The organism is Candidatus Pelagibacter sp. RS39, from assembly GCF_002101315.1.
Classification (GTDB): Bacteria; Pseudomonadota; Alphaproteobacteria; order Pelagibacterales; family Pelagibacteraceae; genus Pelagibacter.
On sequence record NZ_CP020777.1, the window covers coordinates 958,180 to 976,771 of the forward strand.

Here is an 18,592-nt window from a genome sequence, read left to right on the forward strand (position 1 = left end):
AACAGGATCTGAACAATTATAATTGTTTTTTAAAATTATGTTACATTGTTAGAAGAATCTCTCATACTCTTACAGATCATATTTATTGATATTATCTTGGCTGCAGATAATGCAATTATAATTGGTTTAATTGCTGCAAACTTTGTACCTAAAAATAGAAAATTGATTATTTTTTGGGGCGTAGTTGGTGCGCTTGTTTTCAAAATTTTATTTGCTATTTTTGCTACTTACCTTTTTCAATTTTATTGGGTCAAAATAATTGGTGGTCTTCTTTTAATCTGGATTGTTAATGACCTTAGAAAAGATTTATTTGAAATTAAAAAGATCAAATCACCTACTAAAAAATCAAAAGAACCATCATTTATTAAAAGTATTTATAAAGTCCTTTTTGCAGACATAACTATTAGTTTTGATAACGTAATTGGTGTTGTTGGTGCTGCAAAAGGTAATTTTGGCTATATGATGTTTGGGCTTATCTTGTCAGTTGTTTTGACTGGTGCATTAGCTACATATTTAGCAAATTATATTCAAAGACATCTTTGGATTGCCTATGTTGGTTTAGGTTTTATCTTACTTGTTGCTTTACAGTTGATTATTGGTGGATTAAATGATTATGGTGTTTTATCAATTAATGAAACCTTTAAAAAATACTTCTAATTAAAAAAATTGCCACTTAAACATTTATTCATTTTAATCTTTATAATGATAGCTCATGGGAGTGCGTTTCCAGTAGCCAAGTTAGCTCTTAATAATTCTGTTCCACCCATCTTAATGGCCTCATTAAGAATGGGATTGGTCTTTTTGTTACTTATACCTTTTTGGAAATTTAAACTTCCTAATAAAAAGTTTTTCAAACCATTGATTTCATTTTCAATTTCTATGGGTGTTTTAGTTTATGTATTTATGAATTTATCACTATTTCATTCTTCAATAATTGCTCCTATAATTTTAGGATCTCAACTTGCGATACCGTTCGGAATACTTGCGAGTGCTTTTCTCTTAAATGAAAATATTAGTAAAAATAAATGGATTTTGATTTTCACATCCTTTCTTGGAATAGTTATAATTTTTTTTGATCCTAAATTAACAGAAAACTATTTAGGTTTATTTTTTGCCAGTCTTATGGCTTTATTTTTCGGACTTGCGCAAGTTTATTCTAGACAACTAAAAGAACTGCCAATAAGTATGATAAATGCTAGCACAGGTATTTTTGGTTTTGTAACACTCATAATTATTTCAGCTTTCATTGAAGGTAATGTTCAAGAGAATATTGAACAAATAAATTTTGAATCATGGACGCTCATATCTTATCAAGCAGTTATAGTATCTTTATGTGCACACTTGCTGATGTTTTATCTCTATAAATTTTATACTGTTGGAAAGATTTTTCCTTTTTATTCCCTCTTTCCAATATTTGGGATTATTCTCACTTATCTAGTTTTTGGTGAAGTGCCCACTATTTTGTTCATATTGGGTGGTATAATTGTAATTACTTCGGTGTTTTTTTTACACAAAATTAAATAATTTGCTTATTGCAACTTTTTATAAATCAGATTTAATTTGGTTTTTAAAAATTGTTAACAATAAAAAAGGATAATAATGAAAAAACTATTTGTGGCTGCATTTATATTTGTTTCTACTTTTACAACAAATGTTTTTGCAGAAGTAAAAATGGGAATTATATTAGGATTTACTGGTCCAATTGAATCCCTTACACCAGCAATGGCAGCATCTGCTGAGCTTGCTTTTAAAGAAGCATCAGATTCTGGATCATTACTTGGTGGTGAAAAAATTTCAGTTGTAAGAGCAGACTCAACTTGTGTGGACTCAGCGGCAGCTACTGCAGCAGCCGAGGGTGTAATTGCACAAGGTGTTGCAGCAATTATGGGAGCTGACTGTTCAGGTGTAACAGGTGCAATTGCATCTAATGTTGCAGTACCAAACGGTGTTGTAATGATTTCACCTTCAGCAACATCTCCAGGTTTAACAACTCTTGACGATAAAGGATACTTTTTTAGAACAGCTCCTTCAGATGCAAGAGGTGGACAAATCTTAGCTGATGTTACAAAAGACAGAAAAATTAAGAGTGTAGCAATTACATACACTAATAACGACTATGGAAAAGGTTTAGCAGATGTTTATAAAGCAGCTGTTGAGGCTCATGGTATTAAAGTTACTACAGTAACTGCACACGAAGATGGTAAGGCAGACTACTCTTCTGAAGTAGCAACGCTTGCTTCAGCAGGTGGAGATGCAGTAGCAGTAATAGGTTACTTAGACCAAGGTGGTAAAGGTATTATTCAAGCATCTTTAGACTCTGGTGCATTTGATAGATTTATTTTATCAGATGGTATGATAGGTCAATCTTTAGTTGATGCGTTTGGAAAAGATTTAAATAAATCTTTTGGTTCATTACCTGGTTCAACTGGAAAAGGAGCTGGAGTATTTGCTAAAGTTGCAAGTGCTGCAGGTATAGATAGTTCTGGTCCATACACAGGAGAATCTTATGATGCTGCTGCTTTAATAGTTTTAGCTATGCAAGCAGGTAACTCAGCTGACAGAGCTTCAATTGCAAAAAATGTAATGGATGTTGCAAATGGTCCTGGAACAAAGATTTATCCAGGTCAGCTTAAAAAAGGTTTAGATTTATTAGCTAAAGGTAAAAAAGTTGACTACGAAGGTGCAACTGGAGTTACTTTTACAAGCGTCGGTGAAGCTGAAGGTTCTTTCTTAGAACAAGAAGTTAAAGGCGGAAAATTCAAAACTAAAAAACAAAGATAATTTTTATCTTAAAAGAATTAAACCCCTGACATCTTTGATGTTGGGGGTTTTTTTTAAAAAAATAAATACTTATCTGCCATATATAAAGCCCAAGCAATAGCAGCACCTGTAATAATATATTTCATAAACTTATTTTATTTCTATTTTTTCAGGAAGTATACCCTTTGGTCTATACCTCATAATTAATAATAAACCTATTCCCATCATTAAAAATCTGAAATAAGGAACACTTTCAATTAAATGAACTTTCAAAAAATGTGTATCTTCTAAACCTGCTGTTGTTAAATTAACTAAGTACAATCCTATTGGTGCTGCTTCAATCCATAAGAACCAAACTACAAAACCTCCAAGAATTGCTCCAAAGTTATTACCACTACCACCAACAATAACCATTACCCAAATCAAAAAAGTATATCTTAAAGGTCTATAACTCCCTGGTGTAAATAATCCATCTTGAGTTACAAGCATAGCTCCTGCAATACCGACAATAGCTGATCCTAAAACAAAAATTAACAAATGCTGTTTAACTACATTTTTGCCCATAGCATTAGCAGCTTCTTCATTATCTCTGATAGCTCTCATCATTCTTCCCCAAGGAGAGTAAAGAGCTTTTTGAGTTAAAATTAAAAGAATAATCACAACAACTAAAAATAAACCTGAATAACAAAGTTTTACAAATACTGATGATCCTTCTATTACAAATTGATTAAGTGCTGCTTGTCTCTCTGTAATATCAGAAATCAAAGCTAATTTTCCTGAATTAAATTTTTCAACTAGATTTATAAACCATTCTGTTTCTTGTAAGTTAACTTCATATGGAGCAGGACGTTTTAAACCAATCACATTTTTAACACCTCTGGTTAACCAGTCTTCATGTTTGATAATTGCTATTACTATTTCTGATATTAGTAATGTCGCTATTGCTAAGTAATCAGCTCTTAATCCTAATGCTACCTTACCAATGACAAAAGCTAATCCTCCTGCAAAGAAAGCACCGACAATCCAAGAAAAAATTATTGGAAGCCCTAGCCCACCTAAAAATCCAGTTCTAGCTGGGTTTACTTCTTCAATTGCTTCAATACCAGGTTCAGAGACAAATCGTATAATAATTATTCCTGAAATAATAATTACAGCGATTATATAATTTCTAATTTTAGATTTTTGATATCTTTTAAGAACAAATCTAACAGCTAAAACAATTCCAATTATAAGAAATAGACTTAATAGAATATTGGTACCCCCTGCGCTCCAAGCCTCTTGAACTGGATTTACAGAAATTAAAACTGCAGCTAGACCACCTAGTGCGGTAAAGCCCATTATTCCAAAATTAATCAAACCGGCATAACCCCATTGAATATTAGCACCCATCGTCATGACAGCTGATATCAAACATAAATTAAAGATGGATAAAGCAATATTCCAAGATTGAAATATACCTACAAGGATAATTAATCCCATCATAATACTGTAAGCTACAATTACATTTAAATTTTTTCTCACAATATCTTTCCTTTAAATATTCCTGATGGACGATAGAGCAATACAATTACCAATATTGAAAAAGATACTGCAAATTTATAATCAGTTGAAAGTAACTGAATTAAACCATCTGGTTCCATGCTTTCTGGTAAAACATACATAAAGAATTTCTTATATGCATAAGTCAACAGTATTTCTGAAAAGGCAATTACGTAACCTCCTAGGAAAGCTCCAAAAGGATTACCAATTCCCCCAACTATAGCAGCAGCAAATATTGGGAGCATATTATTGAAATAAGTAAATGGTTTAAAACTTTTATCTAAACCATATAAAACTCCACCTATTGTTGCTAAAATTGCAGCAATCATCCAAGTAATCATAACAATTTTTTTTGGATCTATTCCAGAAAGTAATGCTAAATCTTCATTGTCAGAATAAGCTCTCATACTTTTTCCAGTTTTTGTTTTATTTAAAAACCAAAATAAAGTTGAAACTAAAATTATTGTGACAACAATTGTAATAACTTGAGTTGACTTAATAGCAAGTCCCTCGTTTAAACCTGTCATTTCCTTAAACTCATTAGCTTTAATCAAAAATTTCTCACCATCAAAAAATCTTCTATCTGATGGGCCAATTATAATTCTTACAACTGCTTGGGTAACAAACATTACTCCAATACTTACCATTGCTAATTGAACAGGGGGACTTTTATTTAATCTGTAATATTTAAATACAAACTTATCAATAATTAGCATGTATAAACCCATAAAGAGAATTGCAAAAGGTATTGCTAAAAGTGCAGTGGGTAAAAAACCAAGGGATAAACCAAGTGACTGAAAGTACCACGTAAAAAGTATGGCAACCATTGTGCCAAATGACATCATGTCTCCAGTTGCAAAATTTGCAAAGCGCAGTATTCCATAAATCAAAGTTACAAATATGGCTCCAATTGCTAATTGAGATCCGTAGGCAAGAGCAGGAACAAAAATATAATTTAATAAAAGAATTAACGCGTTTAGAAAATCCATTTAACCACCTAAAAAAGAGCTTCTTACTCTTGGATCGTTTAGTAATTCTTTACCTGTCCCTGAATAACGATTTTCACCAGTGACTAATACATATCCTCTATCAGAAATATTGAGAGCTTGCTTTGCATTCTGCTCAACCATCAAGATTGCAACATTTGTTTTTTTTACTTTTATAATATGATCAAAAAGTTCATCCATCACAATTGGAGAAACACCAGCAGTTGGCTCATCTAACATGAGTACAGATGGTTTAATCATCAGCGCCCTTCCTAATGCAACTTGTTGTCTTTGACCTCCTGACAATTCTCCCACAAATTGTTTTCTTTTTTCAGTTAAAATTGGGAAAAGATTATAAATTTCATCGATTACTTTTGTATAGTCTTGATTGACTAAGAAAGCACCCATTTCTAAATTTTCCTCAACTGTCATTCCTGCAAATACATTTTTTGTTTGAGGTACGAATGAAATTCCTTCTTTCACTCTATCTTGTGGAGAAAGTTTTGAAATATCTTTACCGTCAATAATTACAGACCCTGATTTTAAATTTAATAAACCTAGCATGGCTTTCATAGCTGTGGATTTTCCAGCTCCATTGGGACCAAGAATGGAAACTATCTCTCCTCTTTCAACATTAACAGTACATGAATTAATTATATCTGGACCCTTGCCATATCCACCTGTCATGTTGTTTCCTTCAAAAAAAGCCATATTTAATTATCTTTTAGTTTTGAACCTCTACCTAAGTAGCTTTCAATTACTCTGTCATCTTTTTTTGCATCTTCCACTGAACCCTCAAATAAAACAGATCCTTCTGCCATAACAATTACTGGATCACATAATCTTCCTATAAAATCCATATCGTGCTCAATCATGCAAAAAGTATAACCTTTCTCTTTGTTTAACTTCTCTATAGCTGTACCTAAATCCTTTAATAAAGTTCGATTAACTCCTGCGCCGACCTCATCTAACAATACTAACTTTGCATCTACCATCATTGTTCGTCCCAATTCTAATAGTTTTTTTTGTCCTCCAGATAAGTTTCCAGCTAATTCATTCTTTAAATGACTTAAATTAAGAAAATCAACTACTTCCATTGCTTTTTCTTTTATTTGACTTTCCTCTTTTGCAACTAATCCAGGCTTTAATAAAGCATTCATCAACTTTTCTCCAGATTGATTGCCTGGTACCATCATCAAATTTTCTAAAACTGATAAATTCGTAAATTCATGAGCTATTTGGAAAGTTCTTAATAATCCTTTTGAAAATAATTCATAAGACGGAACATCAGTGATATTTTGATTATTAAATAAAACACTACCACCAGACGATTTTAAATTTCCAGCAATTAAATTAAATAAAGTTGTTTTTCCAGAACCATTAGGTCCTATTATACCAGTTATAGTTCCTTGTTTTACTTTTAATGAACAATTAGATACGGCTGCTAATCCACCAAAATATTTTGATAAGTTTTTTATTTCTAAAATATTATCTTGCATTACTGAATTAGATCACAATCTCTTATAAATCTTCTTAAGTGATTTTTCTAGTAATCTATAATAGCCTGACTTCCTTAATTCATTAACACCTTGCCAATTAAGTCCACCTGGTGTCTGTTCATCTACTAAATTTTTCAATGGCCTAGAGGAATTTGAGAGAGCCAGCTCAGCTAAAGCTGAATATAACAAAGTTACATATTTTTGTGCATCTAATTTATTTGTTTTTTTTCTAATCAACCAATTTGATAAAACATTCAATAATTCATAAAATGAGGCCATTGTTCCTGAAATAGCCCAAAAATTTTTTGATAATTTTTCATTTTTGATTTCAATTGTTTGACCTATTTTGTCAAAAAAACTTTTAACTTTTTTATTAGATGGAAATATTGCAACTGGTCCTTTGCCCAATCTAATTGGTGGCATTGGAATGGCTCTTATAATAGTAGATTTTATTTTGATCAATTTATTTAATTTTGTATAGTTTGTAGTAGACATAAAACTTACTATAATTTGCCTATTTCTAAATTTTAGTTTAGGCAATATTTTTTCTCCAACTTTTGGTAAAATTCCAAGAAATACCCAATCTGCCTTATTTATTACCTCTTGATTATTTTTAGCAATGACAACCCTTTTAAAATATTTTTTTAGGAAAAGTGCTTTTTTTTTATTTCTTGGTGAAATGATTATTTTTTTATATTTTATCTTAGATTTACAAATACCAGTTATTACATCTGAGACGATGTTCCCTGTACCTATAAAACCAAGATTCATCAGTTAATAATAATTTAATTTTTTGTAAAATTCTTCTATTTATTTAAGACAAAAAAAAACCCCCTCTTTTGGAGGGGGTTTTAAATTAACAATTAAACTATCTTTAATTATATTTAAAATGATTTTCCAATTGATATTCCTGCACCATATCCAGAAATACCATCTGCTTTAACAGATTTTGTAGAATCATTGTCGTTGGTTAAAGTTGCTCCATCTAAATCCATGTAGCTAGCTTCAAATCTTGCAAACATTCCATCTGCCATATCCATGCTATATCCTAAAGCAATTGAATATCCATCTAAAGTAGTGTTACCATAAGCACCACCAGTTCCTAAATTTTCATCAGTTATTAATTCTACTTCTACATAACCAACTTTAGCATAAACATTGTCATTAATGTTAGCTAAAGCATAAATAGTAGTTAAATCTTCGAATGAAACTTTAACTGTGTTTCTTACTGATGATGTATCTTCACCAGTCGCTACTGCGTGCATATTTTGAATGTTTTCAACTGTTTCAGAGTCCATTGAATGTGGAACATAATTTACTCCAAGAGATACTTGATCAGTTAAAGCTGCTTCAAAGAAAATTGATCCCATCATTACTGCCGCTTCAGCATCTTCACCTTCATCTGCTGTGCTTTTAGTTACATCTGTTGTAGATCTATTTCCTGAGTGATCACCACTGAACAATTCTGAAGCTCCATCTGCAGAGAATACACCACCAGAAACAGTTGCACCTAAGCTAAATCTCTCTGCGTTAGCAAGAGAAATTGATCCTAGAAGCATAATTGCTGCTATTAAAAATTTTTTCATAGTTATTATCCTTATGTTTAAATGTTAATTTTGCCGACTCATATCATTAAAAACTATATTTTTTAAGAAAATATTGATGTTTTTATCAATATAACATATTAAAAATCAATATTGTTGCAATAATACAACAAAAAAAATCTCTAATTTTTAGCTTTTTTACCAAAAATAAGAAATTTAAAAGATAATAAGATCAAAAATTCATTAATTTATAACCTATAATCCAAGAATTTAGAATAATGTAAGCCAACGTACCCGCTAAAATTGTATTAATTATTTTTTAATATTATCAAACAATTGGCAAATGACTTAACAAGTTATTTAGATTGGATTTTGATTTGATGCATCAAGTAAAATTCCCTAGTAGCGTTTTTGATTTTAAATCAATAATTAATAAAAAATAAGGTTTTAAATAATTAATTTATTGAGAATTAAACAGAAAGATAGTCCTTAAAAACCGGGAGCTAAAGATGGCTAAGAAGGACTATCAAACTCAATATACCACAATTGAAAGAAAATGCATTATCATTTTTTTTCAAATATAAGGGATTTATGAAAAAAAAAGGTCACAGACCTGTCACCAGGGTCAAAAATCCGGAGCCAAATATTGAAGACCCGGATTGGGTCATATGGGCTGCCTGGGCGGATCGTATCACTTTCGAAGAAATTGAAAAAAAAACTGGATACAAGGAATCTGATGTTATCAAAATAATGAGAAAGTCAATTAAACCCTCCTCATTTAGATTATGGAGAAAAAGAGTAAATCAGAAAAGCATTAAACATAGAAAAAAATTTGAGTATTCCAGAAAACTTATTACTAGTAAATTAAAAAAAGGTGACTATCTTTAAGTCATGAAAAATGTCACAATTTATACAGGTCCTTTTTGTAATTATTGCGATGCAGCAAAAAGATTACTAACTCGAAATAATGCTTCCTTTAAAGAAATTAATATTGCAACAGTTGATGGTGCAATGGATGAGATGATTAAAAAAGCAAACGGAAAAAGAACTATCCCACAAATTTTTTTCAATGACCAACACATTGGTGGTTATGATGAAGTTAGAGCTTTAGAGAAAGAAAATAAGTTGCAAGATATGTTAAAATAAATCTTATTTGCTTTTAAAAATCAAACAAATACCATTATTACAATATCTTTTACCAGTAGGTTGTGGTCCATCATCAAAAACATGGCCATGATGAGCTTTACAATTTTTGCAATGATACTCTGTACGTGCATAACCTAATAAATGATCTGTTTTTGTTTCAAATACATCTGGAAGTGACTCGAAAAACGATGGCCAACCTGAACCACTTTCATATTTAGTTTTAGAGTCGAATAGCTTTACGCCACAGTTTGCACAATGATAGCTTCCTTCACGTTTTTCGTTATTCAATTCACTAGAACCAGGCGGTTCAGTTCCTTCTTCAAACATAACTAGTTTTTGTTCTGCACTTAAATTTGAATTTTTTTTATTCATACAATTAAACTAATCTAGCACATGATTGATGTAAATAAGAATGTAATTCAACAAGTTTTTTAGAATCTTTATTGTAACCACCACCTAAAACACCACAAAGAGGAATTCCTTTTGAAAAAAAATTTTCTGTAACAATTTCATCTCTTTCTTGAATACCCTCATCAGAAACTTTTAATTTTCCAAGTCTATCATTGAAATGAATATCAACCCCAGCAATATAAAATACAAAATCAAAGTTTTCTTGATTTAGTTGATTTAAATAAAATTTGAGAATTTTTAAATATTCTTTATCTTCTAAATCATCTTCTAATTCTACATCACAGTCACTGATAGATTTTTTTGCAGGATAATTTGATTTAGAGTGCATACTAAAAGTAAAAACATTTCTATTATCTTTAAAAATATCTGAATTACCATTCCCTTGGTGAACATCTAAATCTACAATCAAGATTTTTCCAGCTAATCCTCTGTCTAATAAATAATGAGATGCAACTGCTACATCGTTAAAAACACAATAACCAGCACCACCATTGTAATTTGCATGATGACTACCGCCAGCAGTATTACAAGCTACACCATAATTAATTGCTAATTTAGAAGCCAGTACGGTGCCACCAGTAGCGATAAAAGATCTTTTCACTACACTATCAACCAATGGAAAACCTATTTTTTTGACACCGATTTCATCGAGAGTTTTATTTTTAATATTACTAATATATTCCTCCGAATGGGCTTTTTTTAAAGTCTCTACTGAACACGGATACGGTTTGTGAAATTTTTTTACTATCTTCTCTTTAATTAGATAATCTGCAAGATCACCAAATTTATTTATTGGAAATTTATGATCGTCACCAATTTTCGCAAAATAATCTTTATGATTAACGACTGGTAAATCCATTATTTTTCAATAATACGTATTGGTTTACCGTTTACACAAGCCTCGAGAGACTCAATCATTTGACTATAAAAAATTTGATAATTTTCAGCGGTCACATATCCAATATGAGGAGTAAGTAATGCGTTAGGTAAAAATCTTAATTTGTTATTCTCTGGCAATGGCTCTTTTTCAAAAACATCCAAACCTGCACCAGCAATTTCATTAGTTGATAAAGCAATTATTAAATCATCCTCATTTACAATGGGGCCCCTAGAAGTGTTTATTAAGTAGGATGTTTTTTTCATTTTGTCGAATTCCTTCAATGTAATACAATTTTTATACCTTTCTCCTCCTTGAACATGAATTGATAGAAAATCCGAATTTTTAATCAAATCTTCTTTAGTGCACGGAAGAACATTTAATTCTTTACAGGTGTTTAAGTTTAAATTTTCACTCCACGCCATTACTTGCATACCAAACGCTTGACCAATTTTTGCAACTTGTGATCCCACTCTACCTAATCCAATTAATCCTAATATTTTTCCTTTAAGCTCAACTCCAATAGTAGTCTGCCAATAACCTTGATACATATTATCAATTTCCTCTTTTAAATTTCTTGCTAATCCCAATATCAATGACCAAGTCAATTCTGGAGTAGGGTTGATATTCATATCTGTACCACTCACAATAATTTTTCTTTTCTTAGCTGACTCAAGATCGATAGATCTATTTCTCAATCCAGTTGTAATAATAAATTTTAAATTCATCAAATTATCTATTAAATTTTTTGTAATTGGCGTTCTTTCCCGCATTATTAGCAATGCTTCAAAATCAGATAATTGATCTATTGCATCTGCCTCATCACTAAACGGTTCGCTAAAAATTTTAATTTCATATTTTCCCGATAATTTTTCTATATCAACAAACTGTTGAGAAACATTTTGATAATCGTCCAAGATAGCTACTTTAAGCATTTTTAATTTCCTTATTTGATAAAAATAAACCTAATATAATTAAAATGGCGCCAATCAAGTGAAAAAATCTAAATTGTTCATTATAAAAAAGTATTGCCATTATTGTGCTAAACAACGGAATTAAAGATAAGAAAATACCTGCTCTATTTGCCCCAATGATAGAAACAGCACCTGCCCAACAGTAGTAAGATCCTATGCTTGGAAAGAGAGCTAGAAATATCAAGGTATAAATTATATTTATATCAAACGTAATTAATTCGCCATTTGAGTACTCATATAAAAATTGTGGAAACACACTAATTAAACCGAATGTACAAATTATGTGAACCAAAGTTAATAATGGAAGAGTAAACTTTTTTTTCTTTAAGAGGGTTGAATAAACCCCCCAAGTAATGACACCTCCTATCATTATCAAGTCTCCTTTGTTAAAATTTAATGAGAGTAAAATATCTAGTTTGAGTCTTGTAATAATTGCTAAAATTCCACACACTGAAATAATAAGACCCAGAATTTGAAATTTATTTGTTTTTTCAACTTTAAATAAAAAACAAAGTAAAATTATTATAGCTGGGATAGCAGTATTAAAAAGAGATGCGTTAATGACTTGAGTATAAATTAAAGATAAATAAGTAAAAGAGTTAAATAAACCAACACTTGTAAAACCCAAAAAGAATAATAAAGGTAAATTATTTAAAATCGTGTCTTTATATTTTATTATTTCCTTGTAGGTGAAAGGCAACAATATAATCCAAACAAGTGACCAGCGATAAAAAACTAAAGATAAAGGAGGTATTTCAACTAAAAAAGCATACTTGCCAACCATAAAATTGCCAGCCCAGAATAAGGTAGCGCATACCAGCATTATATATGCTTTGGTATTTTGCATTTTACTAATTAAATCTTGTTGAGCTATAAGGGGCTAAATTTAAATTTGTGTTTTCTTTAGCTATCATTCCAGAAACAATCTTTCCAGATATTGGTCCTAATGTCCATCCTAAATGATGATGACCAAAACAATAAAATACATTTTTATGATTTTTTGAGGGACCCATAACTGGCAAAAAATCTGGCAAAGTTGGTCTAAATCCTAACCATTCATCTTCATGTTCTGGCAAATCTCCCAACATATATTTTGCATTGTTAATCAAATTTTTAATACGAGATTTTGAAAGAGGATTTTTTAATCCTCCAAACTCTACTGTACCTACAACTCTTAACCCTTGTTCCATTGGAGTGATTCCAAACCCTCGATTTGAAAAAATAACTGGTCTTTGTAAAAGATGATCACAGTTCTTAAAATGAACATGGTAACCACGCTCAGTATCTAAAGGTATTTTTTCATCTAAATTATCAGTTAATTTTTTTGAAAAGGCCCCACAGGCTACCACGACTCTATCAAACAAATATTTTTCTGACTCGGTCTTTAATATTGGTTGTTCGTCCTGGAAATCTATGCTTTTTACATCCAATCTTTTAAATTCCCCACCTTTTTTGCGAAACAAATCGAAAAACTTTAACAGAATTTTTTTTGGATTTCTTGCATGTCTCGCATAGGGATAATAAACACCAGCATGATAAAAAGGTTTTATATTTGGTTCAAGATCATGAATTTCTTTTTTATTTACAAGCTGTTGCTGAACTCCTAATTCCTTTCTAACATTAATCTCTAATTCTCTACTTTTTAAATCTTTATCATTCCAAATATATAAAATACCTTTGTTTTCAACTAAACCTTCGATATCGACTTCATCAAATAATTCATCATAAGCGGGTAGCGCTAAATCTAAAATTTGATGCATATTTTTGGCCGTGTGCATCATTTTATTTTTTGATGTGTTCATTATAAATTTCATAAACCAAGGGATCATTTTTGGAACATAGTTCCATTTAAGAGCAAGAGGTCCTGTTGAGCTCATTAGCATTGCAGGAACGTCCAATAAAATATCAGTTCTATTTAAAGATAGTGATGCATAGGGAGAAAAATGACCAGCATTTCCATATGATGCTGCTGGACTCCCTGGATTTTCTCTATCAAAAATAGTTACCTCAAAACCTTTTTTTTGAAGAAATAAAGCGTTAGAAATTCCCTGGATACCAGCTCCAACTATACCTACCTTAAGTTTATTCATCCAAAGACTATATAATGAAATATTACTTAAGATTAAGCGACAAATTATACTTATGCAATGGATTGTTGACTATGAGTTTTGGCACTCATAACAATTCCAAATCCTATCATGGTAGCTAACATTGATGAACCACCATATGACATGATCGGTAAGGGGGAGCCTACAATAGGAAGTAAACCTAGAACCATGCTCATGTTTATTACGATATATATAAAAATTGATGTTCCGAAACTGTAGCAAAATAATTTTGCAAAATAGCTTCTAGATAGAGCCCCTATTCTTATAACTCGGTAAATTATAATACTATAAATTAAAAGTAACAAAACTGATCCTATAAAACCAAATTCTTCTGAATATAACGTAAATATAAAATCAGTATGTTTTTCAGGAAGAAATTCTAAATAACTTTGCGTTCCTTTCAAAAAACCTTTACCCATAATGCCTCCTGATCCAACAGCTATCTTGGATTGAATAATCTGATAGCCCGCACCTAACGGATCTCTGTCTGGATTAAGAAAAGTTAATACCCTGAGTTTTTGATAAGGTTTTAAAAAAGAAATAATAATTGGTAATGAAATAATTGATACCAAACAAGAATAAAAAAAATATTTTTGATTTAATCCTGCAAACCATAATACGACAATTCCACTTATCGCAATAAGTAATGATGTGCCCAAATCAGGTTGAATAATTACCAAACTCATTGGAACAAAAATAATAATTAATGAAAAACAAATTGCATAAAAAGAATTTACATGTTGTGTCTTCATTCTATGAAAATATTTTGCTAAACATAAAATAATAAAAATTTTCATCAGTTCAGATGGTTGAAGATTTAAAAAATATAGGTCAATCCACCTTTTGGACCCTGATGCAGTAATACCAAAATTTACTGTCCAAATTAACATTCCTAAAATAATCGCATAAGATAAATAGCCAAGAGAGAACCAAAATTTTATATTAATAAATGAAATTACAATCATCATCGAGAAGAAAACAATAAATTTAATAAAGTGACTTCTTGTATGAAATAATACTTCACCTCCATCAGTAGAATACATTGTTGCAAGACTTATAAAACCAAGGATCAAAAGACACGATAGAAGCACATAGTCTAAGCTTCCAAATTTTTGAAAAAAATTATTTTTATTATCAAATCTAGTATGCTGGTACATTAGATATCCAAATATTTTTTATTGTCGAAATTTTTCCTAATTTCATGTCTATCAACAATCATTTTAAATAATTCTTTTGCTAATGGAGCTGCTACAGTTCCTCCAGAACCACCATGCTCTATAATTATACTCAGTGCATATCTTGGATTTTTGTAAGGTCCAAAAGCTATAAATAGGGCATGATCTCTTTCCTCATAAGGAATTTGAAATGTTTTAAGATCTAACTCACGATCTCTTTCAGTTATTTTCTTAACCTGTGAAGTTCCAGTTTTTCCAGCAAATTGATATTTAGAATCATTTAATCGAGATCTGTAAGAAGTTCCCCTTGGTTCATTTGTTGAACTAAACATAGCATCTTGAACAATTTTGATATTTCGAGAATTTTTATATAATGGCGTAAACTTATCTTCATATTGACTTTCATCATTTGCTACTATTCTAGGATAAATTTTATATCCACCATTAGCTATTTGTGCAGTCATTAAGCATAATTGTATTGGCGTTGTTTGAATAAATCCTTGACCAATACCTGTAATAATTGTTTCACCAAGTACCCAATTTCTTCCCAATGCATTTTTTTTCCATTCTGTATTAGGTACTAAACCTTTCTTCTCATTATCGAATATATCTTTAAAAACTTTCTGCCCTAATCCAAATTTTTTTGCAGTGACACTTAATCTATCCACACCTAAACGCCTTGCAACTTCATAAAAATATGTATCGCAAGATTGTTTCATCGCCTCTCTCAAATTTACAAATCCGTGTCCCTCCTTTTTCCAGCAATGATAAGTTTGCCCATACAGTTCCAAAGGATTTTTGTGTCCTTTACATTGGACTGTAAAATCTTTTCCGATTACCTCGTTTTCCAAGGCTGACAAGGCAACTATAGGTTTTATAGTTGACCCTGGAGAATAGTTTCCAGATAATGATTTATTAACTAATGGTTTCATTGGATTATTTCTTATCAGTTGCCACTCATCTTGGCTTATTCCGAAAACAAAAGAATTAGGGTCAAAAGATGGAGAAGAATGCATAGCAATTATTGCACCTGTGTAAATATCCATCACACAAATAGATCCTGCTTTTTCTTTTAATAATTCATTAGCTAGTTCTTGAATTTTTGTATCAATTGTAAGTTTGATTGTTTCGCCCTTGTCTCCTTTTTGGAATGCCAGTTGACTAATCCTTCTACCATAGGCATTAACTTCATATCGCTCCACAGAATTTGATCCAATTAATCTTTTTTCGAATGATCTTTCCAGACCTGTCTTTCCAACTTTTAAACCAGGTACAAATTTTTCTTTAATATTTTCATTTGTTAAAATATCATTTTCGTTTGCCTGACTAACATAACCCAAAACATGAGTAAAATTTTCTTTATAAGGATAATCTCTAGATATTGAAATTACTGGTTTAACTCCATTAAGATCATACAAGTGATTATTTATTTTTGAAAATTTTTCCCAATTTAAATTATCTGCAACAATTAGTGTTTCCCAGGGCTTAATTTCATTCTTCTTTTTTAAAATTTTTTTAAATTGTTTTTCACTTAAATCTAATAATTCTTTAACTCGATAAATTACATATCTAAAATCTTCTACTTCTTCTGGTATAATATGGAGTTGATAGGCCTCAAAGTTCCCAGCAATAGTGTTTCCAAAATAATCCTCAAAATCTCCTCTTATGGGAGGTAATTTCCATTCTCGAATTCTATTTTTATCAGAAAGTGTTAAATATTTTTTGTTCTCCTTAACTTGTAAAAAGAATAATCTACTAACTATACCACCTAGAATTATAATCTTAGCTGTCGCAAGAATAAACATTCTACGATTTAGTGAATTTAATTTAGTTGCACTGTCACTTATATTAATCATCTAAACTTTTTAAATACCTCTTAAAAAATACCGAAAAAATAATGTAAAACACGAATGTAAAAAAATTATTTACAATAAAAAGTGTAATGTCTAATTCATAAGAAAAAAACAAAAATAAAACTGAATAATTGATTGAATTAATTAAACTGATTATAAATAAAAAATAAAGCCAGTCTTTTATTAGATTCGGACTAATAGTAATATTCCTTAGATAATTAGCAAATATACAAATTAATATATACGACAAAGAACTTAAGCCCAGGGGTAGACCAACAACAGTGTCATTAACCAGCCCAGCTAAAAAAACTAAAAAATAATCAAATCTTTGGTATTCTTTCAAAGCAAAATAAAAAATTAATATAAATGGAAAATTAAAGGAAAAATAATCTATGTTTAGATAATTTAAATCAAATTCATTAAATACAGATATAAACAAAGCAAGTATTGGTAACCAAGTATATATCTTGTACAATAAATTTTTCTTTTGAAATCTAATCACTTATCTTTCCTTTTTGCATAATGCATTCTTTATATTCTGGTGTACCTACTTTAAAGCCAGTGCTAAAAAGTTTTTTTGATTGGCACTTCGAACTATAAATTAAATTTAATCTTAAAAATTCTAACTCTTCTTGATCTAAATTATGCTGCTGAATAGCATTTTTTTGAAATTCATTTTCTGTTTTTAATATCTCAATTTGTTTTTCCAGTTCTTTAGTTAAATTATTTAATTCTTTATTTTCCTCTAGAAATTTAGTGTTACTTTCTTCTAAAATCTGCAATTCATCACTTATTAAATTTATTTTTATTTGTTCAGTATTAGAAGAGCCCTCTGTTTGATCATTTTCTTTAGTTTCAGCAGGAGTAGGAATTAGCTCATCTATCTCCGCAAAAACATATTTTAATTGAGTAAAATCACTATAAAAATTAATTAATATTTTTTCATTTTCATCTTTTAAATCAACTGTGCCTACAGGAATTCCACTTTTAAAAATTGAACCAGTTCCTGATGTATATGCTATTCCTTTATCATCGATTTTGTTTATCAAATCATTTTTGATATATTTAATTTCACCTTTTTTATCTCCGTTACCGACCACAATTGCCTGAACATTACCAGGTGTAATAGAAACAGGAATATTTGAGTTTAAATCTGTTAACAACAATACTCTTGAATTTGTATAATTAACTTCAATCACTCTTCCTACAAGATAACTTCGATCATAAATATTTGTTCCTATCTTTATTTTCTCTTTGCTCCCCTTATTAATTATAATTGATCTTAAAAAAGGACTTTCATGATCAACAATTACTTTTGCCAAAATCTTGTTTGAAGTGATAGTATAACCATCTATAAGGCTTTTTAGTTCTTCATTTTCACTCTTGATAATTTTCGTAGAAATATTTTCTGATTTTAACTGATCTAGTTCTTCTTTAGTTTTTTTGTACTCTTTATAATAATTGGTATATTCATTTACGTTATAATAAGAAGATTTAATTAAATTTTCTGGTATCGAAACTATAAAAGAAGATCGATAAACAATTTCTTTTATAATCGACTTTGTTATACTTATAGCTTTGAAATTGAAATTAGATAATACAATTATAAAAATTGAAAAAAAAATTAAAGTTAATAACGAAAATTTCTGTTTAGTGCTTTTTTTTAAAAAAGCAGATCTAATTGCTATTATAAAATCATCTCTGCTTGAGGCCATCTTTC

At 30.1% G+C, this 18,592-nt stretch carries 20 protein-coding genes; 5 read left to right on the forward strand and 15 right to left on the reverse strand.

All coding sequences use genetic code 11. The features are described 5' to 3' along the window. Positions 1–45 precede the first annotated feature (45 nt). From B5L73_RS05165 to B5L73_RS05175, 3 genes are all read left to right on the forward strand, one after another. Positions 46–657: a YjbE family putative metal transport protein gene (locus tag B5L73_RS05165; RefSeq protein WP_085148825.1), complete on the forward strand. Its 612-nt coding sequence runs from the start codon at positions 46–48 to the stop codon at positions 655–657. A 9-nt stretch (positions 658–666) separates the two neighbouring features. Further along, positions 667–1,524, forward strand: a complete 858-nt coding sequence (locus B5L73_RS05170) for a DMT family transporter (RefSeq protein WP_257788355.1) — start codon at positions 667–669, stop codon at positions 1,522–1,524. Between the two features lie 75 nt (positions 1,525–1,599). Then, positions 1,600–2,781: an ABC transporter substrate-binding protein gene (locus B5L73_RS05175; RefSeq protein WP_085148831.1), complete on the forward strand. Its 1,182-nt coding sequence runs from the start codon at positions 1,600–1,602 to the stop codon at positions 2,779–2,781. A gap of 129 nt (positions 2,782–2,910) precedes the next feature. Here B5L73_RS05175 and B5L73_RS05180 read toward each other — a convergent pair whose 3' ends face one another. The 6 genes from B5L73_RS05180 to B5L73_RS05205 all read right to left on the reverse strand — a co-directional run bounded on the left by B5L73_RS05180 (position 2,911) and on the right by B5L73_RS05205 (position 8,370). Then, positions 2,911–4,242, reverse strand: a complete 1,332-nt coding sequence (locus tag B5L73_RS05180) for a branched-chain amino acid ABC transporter permease (protein WP_085149653.1) — start codon at positions 4,240–4,242, stop codon at positions 2,911–2,913. A gap of 35 nt (positions 4,243–4,277) precedes the next feature. After that, positions 4,278–5,288 (reverse strand): branched-chain amino acid ABC transporter permease, encoded by a 1,011-nt coding sequence (locus B5L73_RS05185; RefSeq protein WP_085148834.1) that lies wholly within the window; start codon positions 5,286–5,288, stop codon positions 4,278–4,280. Further along, positions 5,289–5,996 (reverse strand): ABC transporter ATP-binding protein, encoded by a 708-nt coding sequence (locus B5L73_RS05190; protein WP_085148836.1) that lies wholly within the window; start codon positions 5,994–5,996, stop codon positions 5,289–5,291. 2 nt (positions 5,997–5,998) lie between these two features. Further along, positions 5,999–6,784: an ABC transporter ATP-binding protein gene (locus tag B5L73_RS05195; protein WP_085148839.1), complete on the reverse strand. Its 786-nt coding sequence runs from the start codon at positions 6,782–6,784 to the stop codon at positions 5,999–6,001. A gap of 12 nt (positions 6,785–6,796) precedes the next feature. Continuing rightward, entirely contained in the window at positions 6,797–7,555 is a 759-nt protein-coding gene (locus tag B5L73_RS05200) for a pyrroline-5-carboxylate reductase (protein WP_085148842.1), read from the reverse strand. A gap of 113 nt (positions 7,556–7,668) precedes the next feature. Continuing rightward, positions 7,669–8,370 carry a hypothetical protein gene (locus B5L73_RS05205; RefSeq protein WP_085148845.1) on the reverse strand — a complete coding sequence of 234 codons (702 nt, stop codon included), beginning with the start codon at positions 8,368–8,370 and terminating at the stop codon, positions 7,669–7,671. A 549-nt stretch (positions 8,371–8,919) separates the two neighbouring features. On the opposite strand from B5L73_RS05205, the gene B5L73_RS05210 reads away from it, so the two are divergent. Continuing rightward, positions 8,920–9,216, forward strand: a complete 297-nt coding sequence (locus tag B5L73_RS05210) for a TIGR03643 family protein (protein WP_085149656.1) — start codon at positions 8,920–8,922, stop codon at positions 9,214–9,216. 3 nt (positions 9,217–9,219) lie between these two features. Further along, complete coding sequence (gene grxC / locus B5L73_RS05215; RefSeq protein ID WP_085148849.1) at positions 9,220–9,474, forward strand: glutaredoxin 3; 255 nt, start codon at positions 9,220–9,222, stop codon at positions 9,472–9,474. A 3-nt stretch (positions 9,475–9,477) separates the two neighbouring features. Here the strand turns inward: grxC and msrB are convergent, their stop codons facing one another. Genes msrB through mreC form a run of 9 tightly spaced genes read right to left on the reverse strand, consistent with a single transcriptional unit; the run spans position 9,478 to position 18,587 of the window. After that, the gene (gene msrB, locus B5L73_RS05220; RefSeq protein WP_085148852.1) at positions 9,478–9,846 is read right to left on the reverse strand and encodes a peptide-methionine (R)-S-oxide reductase MsrB; all 369 of its coding nucleotides are present in this window, start codon (positions 9,844–9,846) and stop codon (positions 9,478–9,480) included. A gap of 4 nt (positions 9,847–9,850) precedes the next feature. Next, entirely contained in the window at positions 9,851–10,744 is an 894-nt protein-coding gene (locus B5L73_RS05225; protein WP_085148855.1) for a histone deacetylase family protein, read from the reverse strand. Further along, positions 10,744–11,697 carry a D-2-hydroxyacid dehydrogenase family protein gene (locus tag B5L73_RS05230; protein ID WP_085148857.1) on the reverse strand — a complete coding sequence of 318 codons (954 nt, stop codon included), beginning with the start codon at positions 11,695–11,697 and terminating at the stop codon, positions 10,744–10,746. The genes B5L73_RS05225 and B5L73_RS05230 overlap by 1 nt, the downstream gene beginning before the upstream one ends. Continuing rightward, positions 11,690–12,583: a DMT family transporter gene (locus tag B5L73_RS05235; protein ID WP_085148860.1), complete on the reverse strand. Its 894-nt coding sequence runs from the start codon at positions 12,581–12,583 to the stop codon at positions 11,690–11,692. Before B5L73_RS05235 ends, B5L73_RS05230 begins: the two co-directional genes overlap by 8 nt. A gap of 4 nt (positions 12,584–12,587) precedes the next feature. Then, the gene (locus B5L73_RS05240; protein WP_085148863.1) at positions 12,588–13,826 is read right to left on the reverse strand and encodes an NAD(P)/FAD-dependent oxidoreductase; all 1,239 of its coding nucleotides are present in this window, start codon (positions 13,824–13,826) and stop codon (positions 12,588–12,590) included. A gap of 50 nt (positions 13,827–13,876) precedes the next feature. Then, on the reverse strand, positions 13,877–15,001 hold the full coding sequence (gene rodA, locus B5L73_RS05245) for a rod shape-determining protein RodA (RefSeq protein ID WP_085148866.1): 1,125 nt from the start codon (positions 14,999–15,001) through the stop codon (positions 13,877–13,879). Beyond that, positions 15,001–16,875: a penicillin-binding protein 2 gene (gene mrdA, locus B5L73_RS05250; protein WP_085148868.1), complete on the reverse strand. Its 1,875-nt coding sequence runs from the start codon at positions 16,873–16,875 to the stop codon at positions 15,001–15,003. Before mrdA ends, rodA begins: the two co-directional genes overlap by 1 nt. Beyond that, positions 16,868–17,374, reverse strand: coding sequence for a rod shape-determining protein MreD (gene mreD / locus B5L73_RS06560; protein WP_085148871.1), 507 nt, complete (start codon positions 17,372–17,374; stop codon positions 16,868–16,870). The genes mrdA and mreD overlap by 8 nt, the downstream gene beginning before the upstream one ends. Beyond that, positions 17,367–18,587, reverse strand: a complete 1,221-nt coding sequence (gene mreC / locus B5L73_RS05260) for a rod shape-determining protein MreC (RefSeq protein WP_085148874.1) — start codon at positions 18,585–18,587, stop codon at positions 17,367–17,369. Before mreC ends, mreD begins: the two co-directional genes overlap by 8 nt. Between the last annotated feature and the right edge of the window lie 5 nt (positions 18,588–18,592).

What these genes read in the sequence shown, in the direction of transcription:
- B5L73_RS05200 (WP_085148842.1), bottom strand. Translation starts at nt 7,555, where the DNA reads ATGAATCTTGGTTTTATAGGTACAGGGAACATCGTCTCAGATGTAATA.
- B5L73_RS05175 (WP_085148831.1), top strand. Translation starts at nt 1,600, where the DNA reads ATGAAAAAACTATTTGTGGCTGCATTTATATTTGTTTCTACTTTTACA.
- B5L73_RS05195 (WP_085148839.1), bottom strand. Translation starts at nt 6,784, where the DNA reads ATGCAAGATAATATTTTAGAAATAAAAAACTTATCAAAATATTTTGGT.
- B5L73_RS05185 (WP_085148834.1), bottom strand. Translation starts at nt 5,288, where the DNA reads ATGGATTTTCTAAACGCGTTAATTCTTTTATTAAATTATATTTTTGTT.
- B5L73_RS05205 (WP_085148845.1), bottom strand. Translation starts at nt 8,370, where the DNA reads ATGAAAAAATTTTTAATAGCAGCAATTATGCTTCTAGGATCAATTTCT.
- grxC (WP_085148849.1), top strand. Translation starts at nt 9,220, where the DNA reads ATGAAAAATGTCACAATTTATACAGGTCCTTTTTGTAATTATTGCGAT.
- B5L73_RS05190 (WP_085148836.1), bottom strand. Translation starts at nt 5,996, where the DNA reads ATGGCTTTTTTTGAAGGAAACAACATGACAGGTGGATATGGCAAGGGT.
- mreC (WP_085148874.1), bottom strand. Translation starts at nt 18,587, where the DNA reads ATGGCCTCAAGCAGAGATGATTTTATAATAGCAATTAGATCTGCTTTT.
- B5L73_RS05230 (WP_085148857.1), bottom strand. Translation starts at nt 11,697, where the DNA reads ATGCTTAAAGTAGCTATCTTGGACGATTATCAAAATGTTTCTCAACAG.
- B5L73_RS05180 (WP_085149653.1), bottom strand. Translation starts at nt 4,242, where the DNA reads ATGATGGGATTAATTATCCTTGTAGGTATATTTCAATCTTGGAATATT.
- B5L73_RS05240 (WP_085148863.1), bottom strand. Translation starts at nt 13,826, where the DNA reads ATGAATAAACTTAAGGTAGGTATAGTTGGAGCTGGTATCCAGGGAATT.
- rodA (WP_085148866.1), bottom strand. Translation starts at nt 15,001, where the DNA reads ATGTACCAGCATACTAGATTTGATAATAAAAATAATTTTTTTCAAAAA.
- msrB (WP_085148852.1), bottom strand. Translation starts at nt 9,846, where the DNA reads ATGAATAAAAAAAATTCAAATTTAAGTGCAGAACAAAAACTAGTTATG.
- mrdA (WP_085148868.1), bottom strand. Translation starts at nt 16,875, where the DNA reads ATGATTAATATAAGTGACAGTGCAACTAAATTAAATTCACTAAATCGT.
- B5L73_RS05210 (WP_085149656.1), top strand. Translation starts at nt 8,920, where the DNA reads ATGAAAAAAAAAGGTCACAGACCTGTCACCAGGGTCAAAAATCCGGAG.
- B5L73_RS05225 (WP_085148855.1), bottom strand. Translation starts at nt 10,744, where the DNA reads ATGGATTTACCAGTCGTTAATCATAAAGATTATTTTGCGAAAATTGGT.
- B5L73_RS05235 (WP_085148860.1), bottom strand. Translation starts at nt 12,583, where the DNA reads ATGCAAAATACCAAAGCATATATAATGCTGGTATGCGCTACCTTATTC.